At 31.0% G+C, this 16,128-nt stretch carries 18 protein-coding genes; 14 read left to right on the top strand and 4 right to left on the bottom strand.

The genetic code is table 11. The features are described from left to right. Nucleotides 1-21 precede the first annotated feature (21 nt). From AC3ATN_RS01105 to AC3ATN_RS01050, 12 genes are all read left to right on the top strand, one after another. Nucleotides 22-1,386 carry a trypsin-like peptidase domain-containing protein gene (locus AC3ATN_RS01105; protein WP_487531357.1) on the top strand — a complete coding sequence of 455 codons (1,365 nt, stop codon included), beginning with the start codon at nucleotides 22-24 and terminating at the stop codon, nucleotides 1,384-1,386. Between the two features lie 17 nt (nucleotides 1,387-1,403). Next, nucleotides 1,404-2,081: a tRNA (guanosine(37)-N1)-methyltransferase TrmD gene (gene trmD, locus AC3ATN_RS01100; RefSeq protein ID WP_487531356.1), complete on the top strand. Its 678-nt coding sequence runs from the start codon at nucleotides 1,404-1,406 to the stop codon at nucleotides 2,079-2,081. 107 nt (nucleotides 2,082-2,188) lie between these two features. Further along, nucleotides 2,189-2,539, top strand: a complete 351-nt coding sequence (rplS, locus tag AC3ATN_RS01095) for a 50S ribosomal protein L19 (RefSeq protein ID WP_487531355.1) — start codon at nucleotides 2,189-2,191, stop codon at nucleotides 2,537-2,539. A 90-nt stretch (nucleotides 2,540-2,629) separates the two neighbouring features. Beyond that, complete coding sequence (locus tag AC3ATN_RS01090; protein WP_487531354.1) at nucleotides 2,630-3,856, top strand: NADP-dependent isocitrate dehydrogenase; 1,227 nt, start codon at nucleotides 2,630-2,632, stop codon at nucleotides 3,854-3,856. A 48-nt stretch (nucleotides 3,857-3,904) separates the two neighbouring features. Further along, nucleotides 3,905-4,720, top strand: a complete 816-nt coding sequence (locus AC3ATN_RS01085; RefSeq protein WP_487531353.1) for an N-acetylmuramic acid 6-phosphate etherase — start codon at nucleotides 3,905-3,907, stop codon at nucleotides 4,718-4,720. Continuing rightward, entirely contained in the window at nucleotides 4,717-4,953 is a 237-nt protein-coding gene (locus tag AC3ATN_RS01080) for a DUF6095 family protein (RefSeq protein ID WP_487531352.1), read from the top strand. The genes AC3ATN_RS01085 and AC3ATN_RS01080 overlap by 4 nt, the downstream gene beginning before the upstream one ends. Nucleotides 4,954-5,008: 55 nt before the next feature. Further along, a complete protein-coding gene (gene thrS / locus AC3ATN_RS01075) occupies nucleotides 5,009-6,955 on the top strand; it encodes a threonine--tRNA ligase (RefSeq protein WP_487531351.1) in 1,947 nt (648 codons plus the stop codon). 59 nt (nucleotides 6,956-7,014) lie between these two features. Further along, complete coding sequence (gene infC / locus AC3ATN_RS01070; protein ID WP_487531402.1) at nucleotides 7,015-7,527, top strand: translation initiation factor IF-3; 513 nt, start codon at nucleotides 7,015-7,017, stop codon at nucleotides 7,525-7,527. Nucleotides 7,528-7,549: 22 nt separating this feature from the next. Beyond that, the gene (gene rpmI / locus AC3ATN_RS01065; protein ID WP_487531349.1) at nucleotides 7,550-7,747 is read left to right on the top strand and encodes a 50S ribosomal protein L35; all 198 of its coding nucleotides are present in this window, start codon (nucleotides 7,550-7,552) and stop codon (nucleotides 7,745-7,747) included. Nucleotides 7,748-7,833: 86 nt separating this feature from the next. Beyond that, nucleotides 7,834-8,178 (top strand): 50S ribosomal protein L20, encoded by a 345-nt coding sequence (gene rplT, locus AC3ATN_RS01060; protein ID WP_487531348.1) that lies wholly within the window; start codon nucleotides 7,834-7,836, stop codon nucleotides 8,176-8,178. A gap of 60 nt (nucleotides 8,179-8,238) precedes the next feature. Continuing rightward, nucleotides 8,239-8,508 carry a thioredoxin domain-containing protein gene (locus AC3ATN_RS01055; protein ID WP_487531347.1) on the top strand — a complete coding sequence of 90 codons (270 nt, stop codon included), beginning with the start codon at nucleotides 8,239-8,241 and terminating at the stop codon, nucleotides 8,506-8,508. A gap of 137 nt (nucleotides 8,509-8,645) precedes the next feature. Further along, nucleotides 8,646-11,141: a TonB-dependent receptor gene (locus AC3ATN_RS01050; protein WP_487531346.1), complete on the top strand. Its 2,496-nt coding sequence runs from the start codon at nucleotides 8,646-8,648 to the stop codon at nucleotides 11,139-11,141. A 5-nt stretch (nucleotides 11,142-11,146) separates the two neighbouring features. Here AC3ATN_RS01050 and AC3ATN_RS01045 read toward each other — a convergent pair whose 3' ends face one another. Further along, on the bottom strand, nucleotides 11,147-11,323 hold the full coding sequence (locus AC3ATN_RS01045; protein ID WP_487531345.1) for a hypothetical protein: 177 nt from the start codon (nucleotides 11,321-11,323) through the stop codon (nucleotides 11,147-11,149). 98 nt (nucleotides 11,324-11,421) lie between these two features. On the opposite strand from AC3ATN_RS01045, the gene fumC reads away from it, so the two are divergent. Both fumC and AC3ATN_RS01035 read left to right on the top strand, forming a co-directional pair. After that, entirely contained in the window at nucleotides 11,422-12,819 is a 1,398-nt protein-coding gene (gene fumC, locus AC3ATN_RS01040; protein WP_487531344.1) for a class II fumarate hydratase, read from the top strand. Continuing rightward, on the top strand, nucleotides 12,809-13,273 hold the full coding sequence (locus tag AC3ATN_RS01035; RefSeq protein ID WP_487531343.1) for a GNAT family N-acetyltransferase: 465 nt from the start codon (nucleotides 12,809-12,811) through the stop codon (nucleotides 13,271-13,273). Before fumC ends, AC3ATN_RS01035 begins: the two co-directional genes overlap by 11 nt. A gap of 12 nt (nucleotides 13,274-13,285) precedes the next feature. Here AC3ATN_RS01035 and ettA read toward each other — a convergent pair whose 3' ends face one another. The 3 genes from ettA to AC3ATN_RS01020 are packed head-to-tail and all read right to left on the bottom strand — an operon-like array spanning nucleotide 13,286 to nucleotide 16,107. Then, nucleotides 13,286-14,980, bottom strand: coding sequence for an energy-dependent translational throttle protein EttA (gene ettA / locus AC3ATN_RS01030; RefSeq protein ID WP_487531342.1), 1,695 nt, complete (start codon nucleotides 14,978-14,980; stop codon nucleotides 13,286-13,288). Between the two features lie 2 nt (nucleotides 14,981-14,982). After that, nucleotides 14,983-15,162 (bottom strand): CAL67264 family membrane protein, encoded by a 180-nt coding sequence (locus AC3ATN_RS01025; protein ID WP_487531341.1) that lies wholly within the window; start codon nucleotides 15,160-15,162, stop codon nucleotides 14,983-14,985. Nucleotides 15,163-15,189: 27 nt separating this feature from the next. Then, a complete protein-coding gene (locus AC3ATN_RS01020; protein WP_487531340.1) occupies nucleotides 15,190-16,107 on the bottom strand; it encodes a CPBP family intramembrane glutamic endopeptidase in 918 nt (305 codons plus the stop codon). Nucleotides 16,108-16,128 lie beyond the last annotated feature (21 nt).

Below are 16,128 nucleotides of genomic sequence, written 5' to 3'. Positions count from 1 at the left end.
GTGAAAACAAAAGTAATACCTATGAAATCTTTATTTAAATTAATTGTCGTTGGATGTTTAAGTAGCCTAATCACAATTTTTATTTTCAAAAAACTAAATGTTGAAGATGATAAAGTTGTTTACAGTTATCAAACTGAAATTCCCATAAATCATATTAGCAATGGAGCTAACGAAACTGATTTCACAATAGCTGCTAATAAAACAATAAACGCCGTAGTTCATATAAAAAACACGAGTAACTATATAGAAGATTCTAAAAGTTGGCTTTATAATTTTTATGGAGAATCTGCACCAAAAAAAATTGGAAGTGGATCGGGTGTAATTATTTCTCCTGACGGGTATATTATAACTAATGAACATGTTATCGAGGGGGCTAGTGAAATAGAGGTAACAATAAATAACAATAAGGCATACAAGGCTTTGCTAGTTGGTTCAGATCCCTACACTGATATTGCTGTTTTAAAAATTGAATCAAAATCACCCTTAAATTATATTCCATTTGGAGATTCTGAATTGATAAAAATTGGAGAATGGGTCTTGGCTGTTGGAAATCCATTTAACTTAAACTCTACAGTTACAGCTGGAATTGTGAGTGCTAAATCGAGAGATTTAAATAAATTAGATCGTAAGAATCAATCCTTCATTCAAACTGATGCCGCTGTAAATCAAGGAAACAGTGGAGGTGCATTGATTAACACAAACGGTGAACTGATTGGGATTAATACTGCGATAACATCAATGACAGGTGGCTTTGTTGGATATTCATTTGCCGTTCCAAGTAATCTTGCCAGAAAAGTTTTTGAAGATCTTTTGGAATATGGGAATGTTCAAAAGGGACTTCTTGGGGTGTCTGGAAATGCTTTAGATCAAAAACTTGCAAAAAGTTTAAATATTAATCAAACCGAAGGATTTTATGTTAATTCAGTAGAACCTGGTCTTGGGGCTGAAATGGCAGGTATAAAAAAAGATGATATAATTATAAGCATTGATAATGTCAAAATTAATAAGTTTTCTGACATGTCTGGTTACTTATCTACTAAACGTCCAGATGACAATATTTTAGTCAAATATATTAGAGATGCAAAAACATACACAACAAATGTTGTTTTAAAAAAAATAACAAGAATATTTTTTTTAGGTATGGAATTAAAAAATGCAACGAAAGATGATGAGAAAATAATCGGAGATAAAATTGGGGTTAAAATATCAAATATTCAAAATCCAAGACTTTATAGTTTTGGAATCGATAAAGACTATTTTTTACTCAAAATAAATGATATTGAGATAAATGACATAAGTGAAATTGATAGAATAAATATTGAATCAATTAAATCAATTCTTTTCATGAGTTATTCTGGTGAAAAAGAACGTATTATATTTGAATAAACTTTTTAATATCAATCATGCGCATAGACATTATAACTCTATTTCCCGAACTTTTAGAAAGTCCCTTTAATGCTTCCATAGTTAAAAGAGCTAAAGAGTCTAAGCTTGTTAAGATTTTTTTTCATAATCCAAGAGATTTTAGTTCAAAAAAACTAAAACAAGTGGATGATTATCAATACGGTGGTGGGGCTGGAATGGTAATGATGATAGAGCCTATTGCTAAATGCATTGAAAGTCTCCAATCTACGCGAATATATGATGAAATAATTTACTTAACTCCGGATGGAGAAACTCTTAACCAACCTATTGCTAACAAACTATCAAACTGCACTAATTTAATATTGCTTTGTGGTCATTATAAAGGAGTAGATCAAAGAGTTCGAGATCATTTTATTACACAAGAAATTTCAATTGGTGACTTTGTACTTTCAGGAGGGGAAATTGCTGCAGCCGTCATATGTGACTCAATTGTAAGACTTTTACCTGGCGTTTTAGGTAATGAATCTTCTGCACTATTTGATAGTTTCCAAGACGATATTTTAGCTCCTCCAATATATACTAGACCTGCAGAATATAAAGGTTTAAATGTTCCTAAAATTCTTCTTTCAGGAAATACACCTAAAATCGAGGAATGGAGAGAAGAAAAATCAATTGAATTGACAAAGAGATTGAGGCCAGATTTACTTGACAAATAAATTTAATCACATTTTTATATTAAATAAAAAAAAGTTAATTTTGCTGAATAATTTAACCTCTGGCGAGAATCGTGAATGTTGAATTTTTAAAATTATAATAATTATTTATGGAAGCGTTAATCGACTTCGTTCAAAAAGAATATATACCTCAAAATCAATTCCCAAAATTTTCATCCGGAGACACCATAACTGTTTACTACCAAATACGTGAAGGTGAAAAAATAAGGACCCAATTTTTCAAAGGTGTTGTTATACAGATTAAAGGTAAAGGGCAATCAAAAACTTTTACTATTAGAAAAATGTCAGGAACAATTGGCGTTGAGAGAATTTTTCCTTTGAATCTTCCAACAATTGAAAAAATTGAATTGAATAAACAAGGTAAAGTAAGGCGCTCACGTATTTACTATTTCAAAAATTTAAGAGGTAAAAAAGCTCGTATTAAAGAGGTCTTAAAATAATAAATTAAAAAAACCGCACTAATGCGGTTTTTTTAGTAATATCTCTAAAAAATAAGTTGTTTTGAAAAATTATAATTAATTACTCATCAAATGCTAAAAATTCAAGTTAAAAATCCTGTTGTAGAGATAGATGGAGACGAAATGACCAGAATAATATGGAAATTCATAAAAGACAAGCTCATATTACCATATGTCAATATTGAATTAAAGTATTTTGATTTAGGTATCAAAAATAGAGATTTTACTGATGATCAAATAACTATAGATGCTGCAAACGCAATTAATAAGTACAATGTAGGTGTCAAATGTGCTACTATTACTCCAGATGAACAAAGAGTTCAGGAGTATACTTTAAAAAAAATGTGGAGATCACCAAACGGTACAATAAGAAACATTGTAGGGGGAACTGTATTTAGAGAACCAATTATCATGAAAAATGTTCCTAGATACGTCCAAGGATGGACAAAGCCGATATGTATTGGAAGGCACGCTTTTGGTGACCAGTACAAAGCTACTGATATCGTAACACACGGAAAAGGGAAATTAACGATGACCTTTACTCCTGAAGACGGTAGTGAAAAAAAAATATGGGACATATATAATTTTCAAGAAGATGGAATTGCAATGAGCATGTACAATATTGACTCATCCATATATGGATTTGCTAGATCATGCATGAATAGAGCTTTAGATAAAAAGTGGCCGTTATATTTATCAACGAAAAACACGATACTAAAAGCTTACGACGGGAGATTTAAAGATATTTTTCAAGACGTTTATGAAAAAGAATTCAAAGATTTATTTGCTTCTGCTAAAATTACATATGAGCACAGATTAATAGATGATATGGTTGCTGCAGCTATGAAATGGAGCGGTGGTTTTGTATGGGCTTGTAAGAATTATGACGGTGATGTTCAATCTGACACCGTTGCTCAAGGATTTGGATCACTTGGCTTAATGACTTCAACTTTAGTTACTCCAGATGGAAAATCAATGGAAGCAGAAGCTGCTCATGGAACTGTAACTAGGCATTACAGACAACATCAAAAAGGAGAAGCTACCTCCACAAATCCAATTGCTTCAATTTTTGCTTGGACAAGGGGGTTGTCTTTTAGAGGTAAATTAGATAAAAATAAAGAATTAATAGACTTTTGTAGTTTACTTGAAAATGTATGCATTGAAACTGTTGAAAGTGGTAAAATGACTAAAGATTTAGCATTATTAATCCATAAGGAAAACTTAACCAGTTCAAATTATTTAACCACTCAAGAGTTTTTAAATGAAATTAAACTAAATCTTGATATTAAGTTAGCCTGATTTATAAATTAGAGTTATTTAAATTTAATTCTTTACTATCTTAATCCGATGCAATATTTAAAAATAACAGAAAAGGATTCTAAATACAATAATTTAGAATCAAAATCAGTTAATGAGATCATCAATGAAATTCACAATGAAGATTACACTGTTTTAAAAGCTATAGAAAACGTAATTCCCATAATTGAAAAAGTTATTGAAAAAGTTATTTTTCAATTAAATAAAAATGGACGTTTGTTTTATATTGGAGCTGGAACTAGTGGAAGAATAGGAGTGTTGGACGCTTCTGAATGTCCTCCAACTTTTGGAACTGATCCTAACTCTGTAATAGGTATAATTGCTGGGGGTGATCAAGCACTGAGAAGTTCTGTTGAACTTGCAGAAGATGATTATTTAGAAGGGTGGGAACAATTAAAAATCCATAATATAAATTCAAATGATTTCGTTATTGGAATAGCTGCATCAGGCTCAACACCCTTTGTTGTTGGTTCTCTGAAAGAGTGTCAGAAAAACAAAATACCAACAGCTTGTATTTGTTCTAATCCAGGAAGTCCTATAACGCATTACGCTGATTACCCTATTGAAGTGATAGTTGGTCCAGAATATATAACAGGAAGCTCAAGGATGAAAGCAGGCACTTCTCAAAAACTTATACTGAATATGATATCTACAGCTTCAATGATAAAACTAGGCCATGTAAAGGGAAGTAAAATGATTGATATTCAAATTACAAATAAAAAACTTGAAGATAGAGCATGTAGAATAATTAAAGAAAACTTAAAGATAAGTTACTCCGAAGCTTTAAATTTATTGAAAAAACATAAAAGTGTTAGAAAGGCAATTGAATCAAAAAATACTAATTGAAAAAAGATAGACTAATAAAAGGTTTTAAAAAATTGGCTTTTGCAATTATTTTTGCCTTTATGGGTCCGTTCGTTATTCAACAAGCTTTTCAAAATAAAGAGCACGGTTTGTATATATATGTTCTGACTCTAGGCCTTATAATTGCAGGCAGTTCTATTGCTTTAGGTTTTATAGGAATTTCGAATATAGTAAGTTCTTTAGATAATAATTTCAAAAAAAAAACAGATTCTTAACTCTACTCTTTTTTAACAGCTTTAGTCAGCTTATCTTTACCTAGATTATAATAATATGATTAATATCAAATTCCCAGATGGAGCTACTAAAAATTACAAAAGTGGAGTATCTGTGTTAGAAGTTGCAAAAAGTATTAGTGAAGGACTTGCTAGAAATATACTATCTGCAAAATACAACGATAAAATTCTGGAAACATCATCAAAAATAGATACCGACGGAAAGATAAAGTTCTTCACGTGGAATGACGATGAAGGTAAGTCCGCTTTTTGGCATTCCTCTGCCCACGTTCTGGCTGAAGCTATTTTAGATATATTTCCGTCAACCAAACTAACAATTGGTCCTTCAATTGAACAAGGGTTTTATTATGATGCAGATTTTGGAGATTTTAACTTTTCTGAAAAAGATCTACCCAAACTAGAAAGTAAATTTATTGAACTTGCTAGGAATAAATCTATTTTTAAAATGAGAAACTCTTCCAAGTCAGAAGCTTTAAGCTTTTATAAGAATATTGGGAATGAGTATAAAGTAGAATTGATAAATGGACTTGAAGATGGGACTATAACTTTTTGTGATCATTCCAGTTTCACAGATCTATGCAGAGGTGGGCATATTCCAAACACAGGCTTAATTAAAGCAGTAAAGCTAACTTCAGTGGCTGGCGCATATTGGCGAGGGGATGAAACAAAAAAACAATTAACTCGTATTTATGGTATTTCATTTCCCAAAAACAAAGAGCTTAATGAATATCTTGAATTGGTTGAAGAAGCAAAAAAAAGAGATCATCGAAAACTTGGTAAAGAATTAGAATTATTTACTTTCTCTAAAAAGGTTGGAATTGGACTACCTCTATGGCTTCCAAAAGGTGCTGCGCTTAGAGAAAGACTTGAAGGATTTTTAAAAAAGGCTCAAAAAATGGCAGGGTACGAACAAGTGATTTCTCCTCATATTGGTAGTAAAGAGCTTTATATGACATCTGGTCATTTTCAAAAATATGGGTCAGATAGTTTCCAGCCAATTGAAACTCCTACAGAAGGTGAAAGTTTTTTATTAAAACCAATGAATTGTCCGCACCACTGTGAGATATACAATTCCAGACCTTGGAGCTATAAGGAGCTACCAAAAAGATATGCAGAATTTGGAACTGTTTATAGATATGAACAAAGTGGAGAATTGCACGGTTTGACTAGGGTTAGGAGTTTCACTCAAGATGATGCACATATTTTTTGCATGCCAAGTCAATTGAACGCAGAGTTTAAGAATGTTATAGATTTAGTCCTTCATGTATTCAATTCATTAGGATTTGATGATTTTGTCGCTCAAGTTTCATTAAGAGACAAAAGTAAGCCTGAAAAATACATTGGAAGTGATGAAAATTGGGAATTAGCAGAAAATGCAATTATTAATGCTACGGAGGAGAAAAATCTTAAATACGTTGTAGAATATGGTGAAGCAGCATTTTATGGGCCAAAACTAGATTTTATGGTTAAAGATGCATTAGGAAGAAAATGGCAGTTGGGGACCATACAGGTTGACTATAATTTACCAGAAAGATTTAAATTAACCTATAAAGGAGATGATAATGAGTTGCACCAACCCGTAATGATTCACAGGGCTCCTTTTGGAAGTTTAGAGAGGTTTGTAGCTATATTATTGGAACATACAGGTGGGAATTTTCCAATTTGGCTTGCACCAGAACAGGTGATAATTTTGTGTGTTAGTGAAAAACATGAGAAATACGCTGAAAAAGTTTTAAATTACTTAGAAAATAACGAAATTCGCGCCTCGCTAGATTCTCGAAATGAGACTATTGGAAAAAAAATACGACAAGCAGAAATGAATAAAATTCCATTTATGCTAATCGTAGGTGAAAAAGAGCATACAAATCAATCTGTTTCTGTAAGAAAACATAGAAAAGGCGATTTAGGTAGTAAAACAAGTGAAGAGTTAGTTGAATTAATCAAAGAAGAAGTTGACAACAGTATGTCAAGTTTTAAAAAATAATTTAAAAATTAGAAGCTATAGCAATTCGAAGAAGAAGAACGAATAGACCAGGAAGGATAATTAAAGAGAATCCCCATTTAATCAATGAGAAAATAACAGCTCATGAGTTAAGACTTGTTGGAGACAACGTTGAAGTTGGCGTTTATAAACTTCCTAAAGCTTTAGAATTAGCCAGAGAACTTGAACTAGATTTAGTAGAAATTTCTCCTAAAGCAGTTCCTCCAGTATGTAAAATACTAGAATATAAAAAATTCTTGTACGAACAGAAAAAACGTGAAAAATCTTTAAAGTCTAAAGCAACAAAAGTTATTGTTAAGGAAATTCGTTTTGGCCCACAGACAGACGATCACGATTATGAGTTCAAAAAAAAACATGCCATGAATTTTCTCAAAGATGGTGCAAAGCTAAAAGCTTTCGTGTTTTTTAAAGGAAGATCAATAATTTTCAAAGAACAGGGTCATATATTACTCCTTAAACTAGCTCAAGATCTAGAGGAATGGGGAAAAGTTGAACAACTCCCAGTTTTAGAAGGTAAAAGAATGATAATGTTTATTGCTCCAAAGAAAAAATAATTAAAATAAAATTAATTAGGTTATGCCAAAAATGAAAACAAAATCAAGTGCAAAGAAGAGATTTAAAATTACTGGTTCAGGTAAGATAAAACGCAAACATGCATTTAAAAGTCATATTTTAACGAAAAAATCTAAAAAGAGGAAACTTGCATTGACTCATTCCGGATTAGTTCATAAAAGTGATGAAGACAATATTAAAGTTCAATTACGATTAAAGTAATTGTTATTTAATGGTTAAAACGATTAATAAACCCTGAATAAAGGCTTTAAGAACTAAATGTCGCCTCTTTCAAAAATAAATAAATTATGACTAGATCAGTAAATTCAGTTGCTTCAAGAGCACGTAGAAAAAAAATATTAAAACAAGCCAAAGGTTATTTTGGTCGTAGAAAAAATGTGTGGACAATTGCAAAAAATGCTGTTGAAAAAGCAATGTCCTACGCATATAGAGATAGGAAAAATAATAAAAGAAATTTTCGAGCATTATGGATAACTCGAATAAACGCTGGAGCAAGACTAAATGGAATGTCTTACAGTCAGTTCATGGGTAAAATTAAATCTAATAATATTGATTTAAACAGAAAAGTACTTGCTGACTTGGCTATGAATAACCCAAAAGCATTTGAAGCTGTAGTTAAAAAGATTAAGTAATTTTTTTATATAATCTTTAAGGACCTACTCAAAAAGTATGTCTTTTTCTATTAGTTATCTGTGTACGAAATTTTTCATAATCCTAGATTTAAAAAATCAAGAGAGGCTTTGGACTTATTGAAAAATTCATTTGTTGAATATGAAGTGATTTTATATATCCAAAATCACTTATCCACTTTTGAAATAATAGATCTTTTGAGACAGCTCAAAGTTTATCCAAAAGAATTAGTTAGAAAACAAGAGAAAATTTGGAAAGATAATTTCAAAAACAACACATTATGTGAAGATCATTACATTAAAATTTTAGTTACGCACCCCAAGCTTATTTAAAGACCTATAATTTTTTATAAAAACAAAGCAGTTGTTGGAAGACCAATTGATACTTTAATCTCTTTTATTGATCAAACTTAAACCTTTCTATTTGAATAATGTCTACATCATAAATTATTAAATTCTATATATTCTCAATGAATAAAATCATTAATATATTATTGCTATTTGGAGTTGTTTTTTTTTCAAATGGACAAACATCAAACAAAGCTTTTCAAAAACAAAATTTCAAAGGATTAGTTGTTGATATTGAAACTGGACAGCCTTTGGAGTACGCAACAATTTCACTCACAAACTTAAACCGTCCAGAGATAATCCAAGGAGGTATAACTAATAACGAAGGATATTTTAATATTGAAGTTTGGCCTGGAAAATATATCCTAACAATTGAATACATATCATTTAAAAAATATATTCAAAAAAATTTAATTATTAAAGGCCCTTTAGATATTGGTAAAATTGAACTTGAGATTGAAGTTAATACTCTCAATGAAGTTGAGGTTATGGGAGAAAGAACAGAGGTGGAAATTAGACTAGACAAAAGAATATATAACGTTGGTAAAGACATAACAGTTCGAGGTGGGTCTGTTGCAGATGTTCTAGATAACATCCCTTCTGTTTCAGTTGATGTAGACGGAGCAGTTGCCTTGAGGGGAAACAGCAATGTAAGAATTTTAATTAATGGGAAACCATCTGGATTAGTTGGTATTTCAGGACCTCAAGGACTTAGACAACTCCCGGCAGAGTCTATAGAAAAGGTTGAAGTAGTAACGTCACCATCAGCTAGATATGACGCTGAAGGAACTGCTGGAATTCTAAATATAATATTGAAGAAACAAGAATTGATTGGTCTTAATGGAAACTTTTCCTTAAATGCTGGGTCTCCTAAAAACAATAGAGGATCTGCTTCATTAAATTGGAGAACCAAAAAATGGAATATTTTTAGCACTACAACGATTGGAGATACTCAGACAAGAGGAAACTCCTTAAATAATAATGAATATTTTAACCAAGAAAGGCCAAGCACTTATTTAAATGAAAAAAGAAATAGTAAACGTGATAGAAAAAATATATTTAACAATCTTGGAGTTGAATACTATATTAATGATAATAGTTCACTAATTCTCAGTGGTTTTTATAGAACAAGTGATAATTTTAATAACACTACAAATGACATAAGAGAACTTAATATATCAGGAGATATAACTGGTTATATTCAAAGAACTGAAAATGAAGACGAAAAAGATGATTCATTTCAGTATTCTCTTGATTATAACAATAAAATTGATGAAAAAGGTCAAAAAATAACTGCAAGAATTCAATATGAAGAAAGCTCTGAAGATGAAATTGGCAATATAAAATCTAGTACGAAATTACCTAATCTACTACCCTCTTTATTTGAAAAAGTTTCTACTCTTGAGGATCAAAAAAGATTTTTAATCCAAACAGACTATGTTTGGCCAATTGATGAAAATACTCAGTTTGAACTTGGTTACAGAGGTAGGTTTAATAGCCAAAATACTGATTATGAGGTTGGATATCTAAATCAAGCTCAAGACGCAATATCACCTGATAGTTATAATATAGATACTAACTTATCAAATATATTAACATATAAAGAGTATGTCAATGCATTCTATAGTCAGTATGGACAAAAGCTAGATAAATTTTCGTATTTATTAGGTCTTCGAGTTGAAAACTCAAATATTCAAGTTGACCAAATAACTACATCAGATTATTCACAAAAAAAATATACAGACGCCTTTCCTACAGTTAATTTATCTTATGAACTGAATGAAATGGAAAATTTTACTTTGGGCTATAGCAGAAGAATTAGAAGGCCTAGATCTTATTTAATTAATCCATTTCCTTCAAGAAGTAGTGTGACTAATATTTTTCAAGGAAATCCAAATATAAATCCAAGTTATTCGAATACTTTTGATTTAGGTTATCTAAAAAGATGGAGTACGTTTACTTTTAATAGCTCCATCTATTTACAAAAAGCAACTAGTGTTTTTACTTTTATAACCCAAGACACAGGACTAACAGTGATAGTCTCAGGAGATCCAAATAATTCAACAAGTGAAATACTAGAAGTTCCTGTTTTAAAACTTAGTCCTGTGAATTTATCAGAAAATAATCGAATTGGCACAGAGCTCAATTTAACTTATACTCCATCTAGAAAAGTAAGATTAAATGGTAATTTTAATTTATTTAATTCTGAAACTATTGGATCATATAATGGAACTAGTTTTGATGCTGAAAATTTGAGTTGGCGAGCTAGAATTAATGCAACCATAAAACTCCCTTTTGATATTGATTGGCAAACAAGAATGTTTTATAGAGGCCCTACAGAAACTGCCCAGAGTAAAAGCAAAGGCATCTTCTCTATGAGTGGTGCTTTAAATAAAGATATTTTAAAAGACAAAGGAACAATTTCATTTAGAGCCAGTGATATTTTTAATTCATCAAAAAGAATATCTGAAACTAACACACCCAGTTTTTATAGCTACGGTGAGCGCCAATGGAGACAACCAACTTTTATTTTTACTTTTACATATAGAGTTAAGCAAAAGAAAAATCAACGAAGAAGACAAATGAATCAATCAGGCGGGGAAGAATTTGATTTTTAAAAAATCTATTTAGTTTTTAATTTATTTTTTCTATTTTCTTTCCACTCATTAAATGACTCCATTGCTGATCCAAAAACCCAATAAGGAATTACAAATGTTATAAGAAAAATCATTAACCAAAAACCAATAGTGAGTATTGTTAAGAATGCTAAAAAACCAAGATACTGGTCAAATTCAAACATATTTTAAAATCTTTTTACAAAAATACAATAATTATCTTTTTTTTCACACTAAATGTAAATTTTTGATTTTTGTACTTTTGTATATATAAACTACAGCGATGGATTACAGAATAGAAAAAGACACATTAGGAAAAGTTAAGGTCCCTATTGATGTATATTGGGGTGCACAAACTGAGCGTTCAAGAAATAACTTTAAAATTGGACCTCCTTCTTCGATGCCATTGGATATTATATATGGGTTTGCTTATTTAAAAAAGTCAGCTGCATATACTAATCATGAACTTGGAATACTATCAATTGAAAAAAGAGATTTAATTTCAAAAGTTTGTGATGAAATTATTTTAGGACAACATGATTCACAATTTCCACTGGTTATATGGCAAACAGGTTCAGGAACCCAATCTAATATGAATATAAATGAGGTTATATCTAACCGAGCTCACGTTATTGGTGGAAATAAACTAGGCATTGGTGAAAAAGTACTAAATCCCAATGACGATGTTAATAAATCTCAGTCTTCAAATGATACATTTCCCACCGCCATGCATATTGCAGCATACAAAAAAATTATTGAAGTAACTATCCCTGGTGTAAAAAAATTAAAAAAGGCTTTACAAGAAAAAGTAGTTGAATTTCAATCAATAGTTAAAATTGGAAGAACACATTTAATGGACGCTACTCCTCTTACATTAGGACAAGAATTTTCAGGGTACTCTTCACAACTCAAATATAGCATTAAGGCTATAGAAAACACCTTACCTCACTTATCAGAGTTAGCAATCGGAGGGACTGCAGTTGGAACAGGAATAAATACTCCAAAGGGCTATTCTAAAAAAGTTGCAGAATATATTTCAAAATTTACTGGATTTCCTTTTATCTCTGCTGAAAATAAATTTGAATCTTTAGCAGCTCATGATGCGATAGTCGAAACTCATGGTGCACTAAAACAGCTGGCAGTTTCATTAAATAAAATTGCCAATGATGTAAGAATGCTGTCATCAGGACCTAGATCAGGTATTGGAGAAATTCTTATTCCTGCAAATGAGCCCGGTAGCTCAATTATGCCTGGAAAAGTTAATCCAACTCAATCTGAAGCTTTAACTATGGTTTGTGCTCAGGTTATGGGAAATGACGTGGCTATTTCAATTGGAGGTGCACAAGGACACTTTGAATTAAATGTTTTTAAACCATTAATGGCTATGAATATAATTCAATCTGCTTCTCTTCTTGGGCAATCATGTTCGAGTTTTTCTGTAAACTGTGTGGAAGGTATCCAAGCAAATCATAAAAGAATTGATGAGCTATTAAATAATTCTCTTATGTTAGTTACTGCATTAAATACTAGAATTGGTTATTACAAAGCAGCTGAAATTGCTAATAAAGCACACAAAGAAGGATTGGGACTAAAAGAAGCATCGTTGAGTTTAGGTTATTTAACTGGTGAAGAATTTGATAAATGGGTTCGCCCTGAATTAATGACAGGGGATGATAGGTGATTTTGAAATTATTCCTTTTAGGAAAGAACTTATTAAGTATTTTATTGATTTTAATATTGAGTGGCTTAAATCTTATTTTGAGGTTGAACCTTATGATATTGATATTTTGGAGAACTGTGAGGAGCAAATTATAAATAAAGGTGGATTCATTTTTTTTGGTAAAAAGAAAAATAAAATTATTGGAACTTTTGCTTTTATTAAAAGAAAAGAAAATTTATTTGAACTTTCAAAAATGGCAGTAAAGAAAGAAGAAAGAGGGAAAGGGTACGGAAATAAAATTCTTGAATTCACAATTTCATTTGGAGAAAAAAACAGCTGGAAAGAAATATACCTTTACTCCAGCACCAAGCTTGAAAATTCTATTTATTTGTATAAAAAATATGGTTTTAAAAAAACTGAGTTTGGAAATAGTCCTTACAAAAGAGGTAATATTAGAATGGTTTATGAATATTGAGATTATTAAAAACTAGTTTCTAGTTAATTTTTTGTACTGAATTCTTTTAGGAAGTAAATCTGAACCGAGTCTTTCTTTTTTATTCTGCTCATAATCTGAATAAGAACCTTCAAAAAAGTAAACTTCTGAATTTCCTTCAAAAGCTAGAATATGGGTACATATTCTATCTAAAAACCACCTGTCATGTGATATAACAACTGCACATCCAGCAAAATTATTTAAGCCTTCTTCTAAAGCTCGAAGAGTGTTAACGTCTAAATCATTTGTGGGTTCGTCTAATAACAGCACATTCCCTTCCTCTTTTAGTGTCATAGCTAAATGAAGTCGATTTCTTTCTCCTCCTGACAATGCAGAAACTTTTTTATTTTGCTCATTTCCACTAAAATTAAAACGACTCAAATATGCTCTTGAATTAACCTGCTTACCCCCCATAAGAATTAAATCTTGTTCATCACAAAAATTTGACCATATTGATTTGTTAGAATCAATATTACTATGAGACTGATCTACATAAGCCACTTTTACTGTTTTTCCAGTTTTAAACGATCCTTTGTCAGGAGATAATTCTTCCATTATCATCTTAAACAAGGTTGTTTTTCCAGCTCCATTAGGTCCTATAACACCAACAATTCCAGCGGGAGGAAGTCTAAAGCTTAAATCATCATAAAGAAGCTTTTCACCGAAAGATTTACTAACTCCCAATGCTTCAATCACCTCATTACCGAGTCTTGGGCCAGATGGAATATAAATTTCTAACTTGTCATCAATTACATTTTGATCTTGGCTAAGTAATTTATCGTAGTTTGATAGTCTTGCTTTTTGTTTAGACTGTCGTCCTTTTGGAGACATTCTAACCCATTCTAATTCTCGTTCTAAAGTTTTTTGTCTTTTACTTGCTTGTTTTTGCTCATTTGACAAACGTTTAGATTTTTGATCTAACCAAGATGAATAATTTCCTTTCCAGGGAATGCCTTCCCCCCTATCTAATTCTAAAATCCATCCAGCTACATTATCAAGAAAATATCTGTCATGGGTAACTGCTATAACAGTACCCTTATATTGAGCTAAATGATGTTCCAACCAGTGGACTGATTCAGCATCTAAATGGTTAGTAGGTTCATCTAATAATAATATATCAGGTTTTTTAAGTAGTAATCGACACAATGCAACTCTTCTTAACTCTCCTCCAGAAAGAACAGAAATTTTTTCGCTAGCATCTGGGGTTCTTAGTGCATCCATTGCTATTTCTAGCTGGGTGTCTAGCTCCCATGCATTTCTTGAATCAATCTCATCTTGCAAGTTCGCTTGTTTATCTAAAAGTTTTTGCATTTTATCCGGATTCTCATAAACCTCTGGCAGTGCAAACTGATCATTAATAGCATTAAACTCATCTAGTATATTTACTGTTTCTGATACACCCTCTTTGATAACATCAATAACGGTTTTACTTTTATCAACTATTGGTTCTTGTTCCAAATAACCAATACTATAATCTTGATTAAAAGTAACGTCTCCTCTGAAATTTTTATCTACCCCTGCAATTATCTTTAATAATGAAGACTTTCCAGATCCATTTAATCCTAAAACACCAATTTTTGCACCATAATAAAAACTTAAATGAATATTTTTAATTACGTCTTTTTGAGCTCCAGGATAGGATTTAGAAACTCCAGACATGGAGAAAATTATTTTTTTATTATCTGACATATCTAAACTCTCCCTCTTAAAGCATTAAACGTCCATGCGATCGCATTAAAACCCAAACCCATTACTGTAAATCCAATTGTATATTCTTTGTACATAAATACTCCTAATAGGATAAGAGTGCTTCCTAGAATCATTAAAATTAAAGCTGCGTATCCGAAAATTTTATTTTTATTTAAACTCATTTGTAGAATATTTTAAAAATAATTTAACTAAAACTTTGATGTTAATTGGTGAATTACATTTTTCCATTTATATTTTTTTGAAAAAATAAATAGAATCATAGGATAAAATACTAAAAGACTAATTAACATCTCAGAATTCAAATTAGGTTCTGAAATATCTTTTAGTACTGAATTAGTTTGAAAAACCGTCCAATCAGCGGTCACAGTAAGAGCTCCTACTAAATTATTTGCTGCGTGCCATCCTAATGCTAACTCAACTCCTTCATCCATTAATGTCATTATACCTAGAAAAAATCCTGTTCCAATATAATAGAAAAGCAAACCATACCCTAGCTTTCCAATTTCAGGATTTGCAAGGTGAAGGCAGCCAAATATTACAGAAGTAAGTATTAGTGGAGCCCACCTATTTCTGAACCAATTACCAAATCCTTGCATTAAATATCCTCTAAAAATGTATTCCTCAAGACTAGTTTGAAAGGGTATTAGGACAATCGCTATAATAAACATGAACAAAAAAGGAATAGGCTTGAAATTCCAAATAAAATTTTCTGGAGATGAATTATAGCTATAAGTTATTAGACATATGGTTATAAAAGACCAAAGTCCAAAAGCATAAAATATTCTATTAAAATCTAACTTCTTTCTACTTGTAACTATGCTATTCATTGATTGTTCGTGAATTTTTCTAACCACGAGCCAAACACCAATAAAAGTGAAAGCAAAAGGAAAAAGCATCAAGAAAAGTCTAAGGTTAGATGGAATTATATTGAGTAATTCTATTGGATCTGACGAGGCATCAATTCCTTCTGGATTAGATGCAATTGATGTTACAAATGCAATCAGAAGTGGAATCTGACCTATGAAGTTAAAAATGATAATTATAAATGAACCCAATAAATAATATCCAAATTTAAATAATCGGCCCTCTTGAAACTTTAAAAACATCTTACAAATATTTTAAAACGA

The sequence above is a fragment of the Candidatus Marivariicella sp. genome (assembly GCF_983056325.1).
Note: the sequence above shows the minus strand (reverse complement) of the source record. Positions and strands in the feature narration are given on the sequence as shown.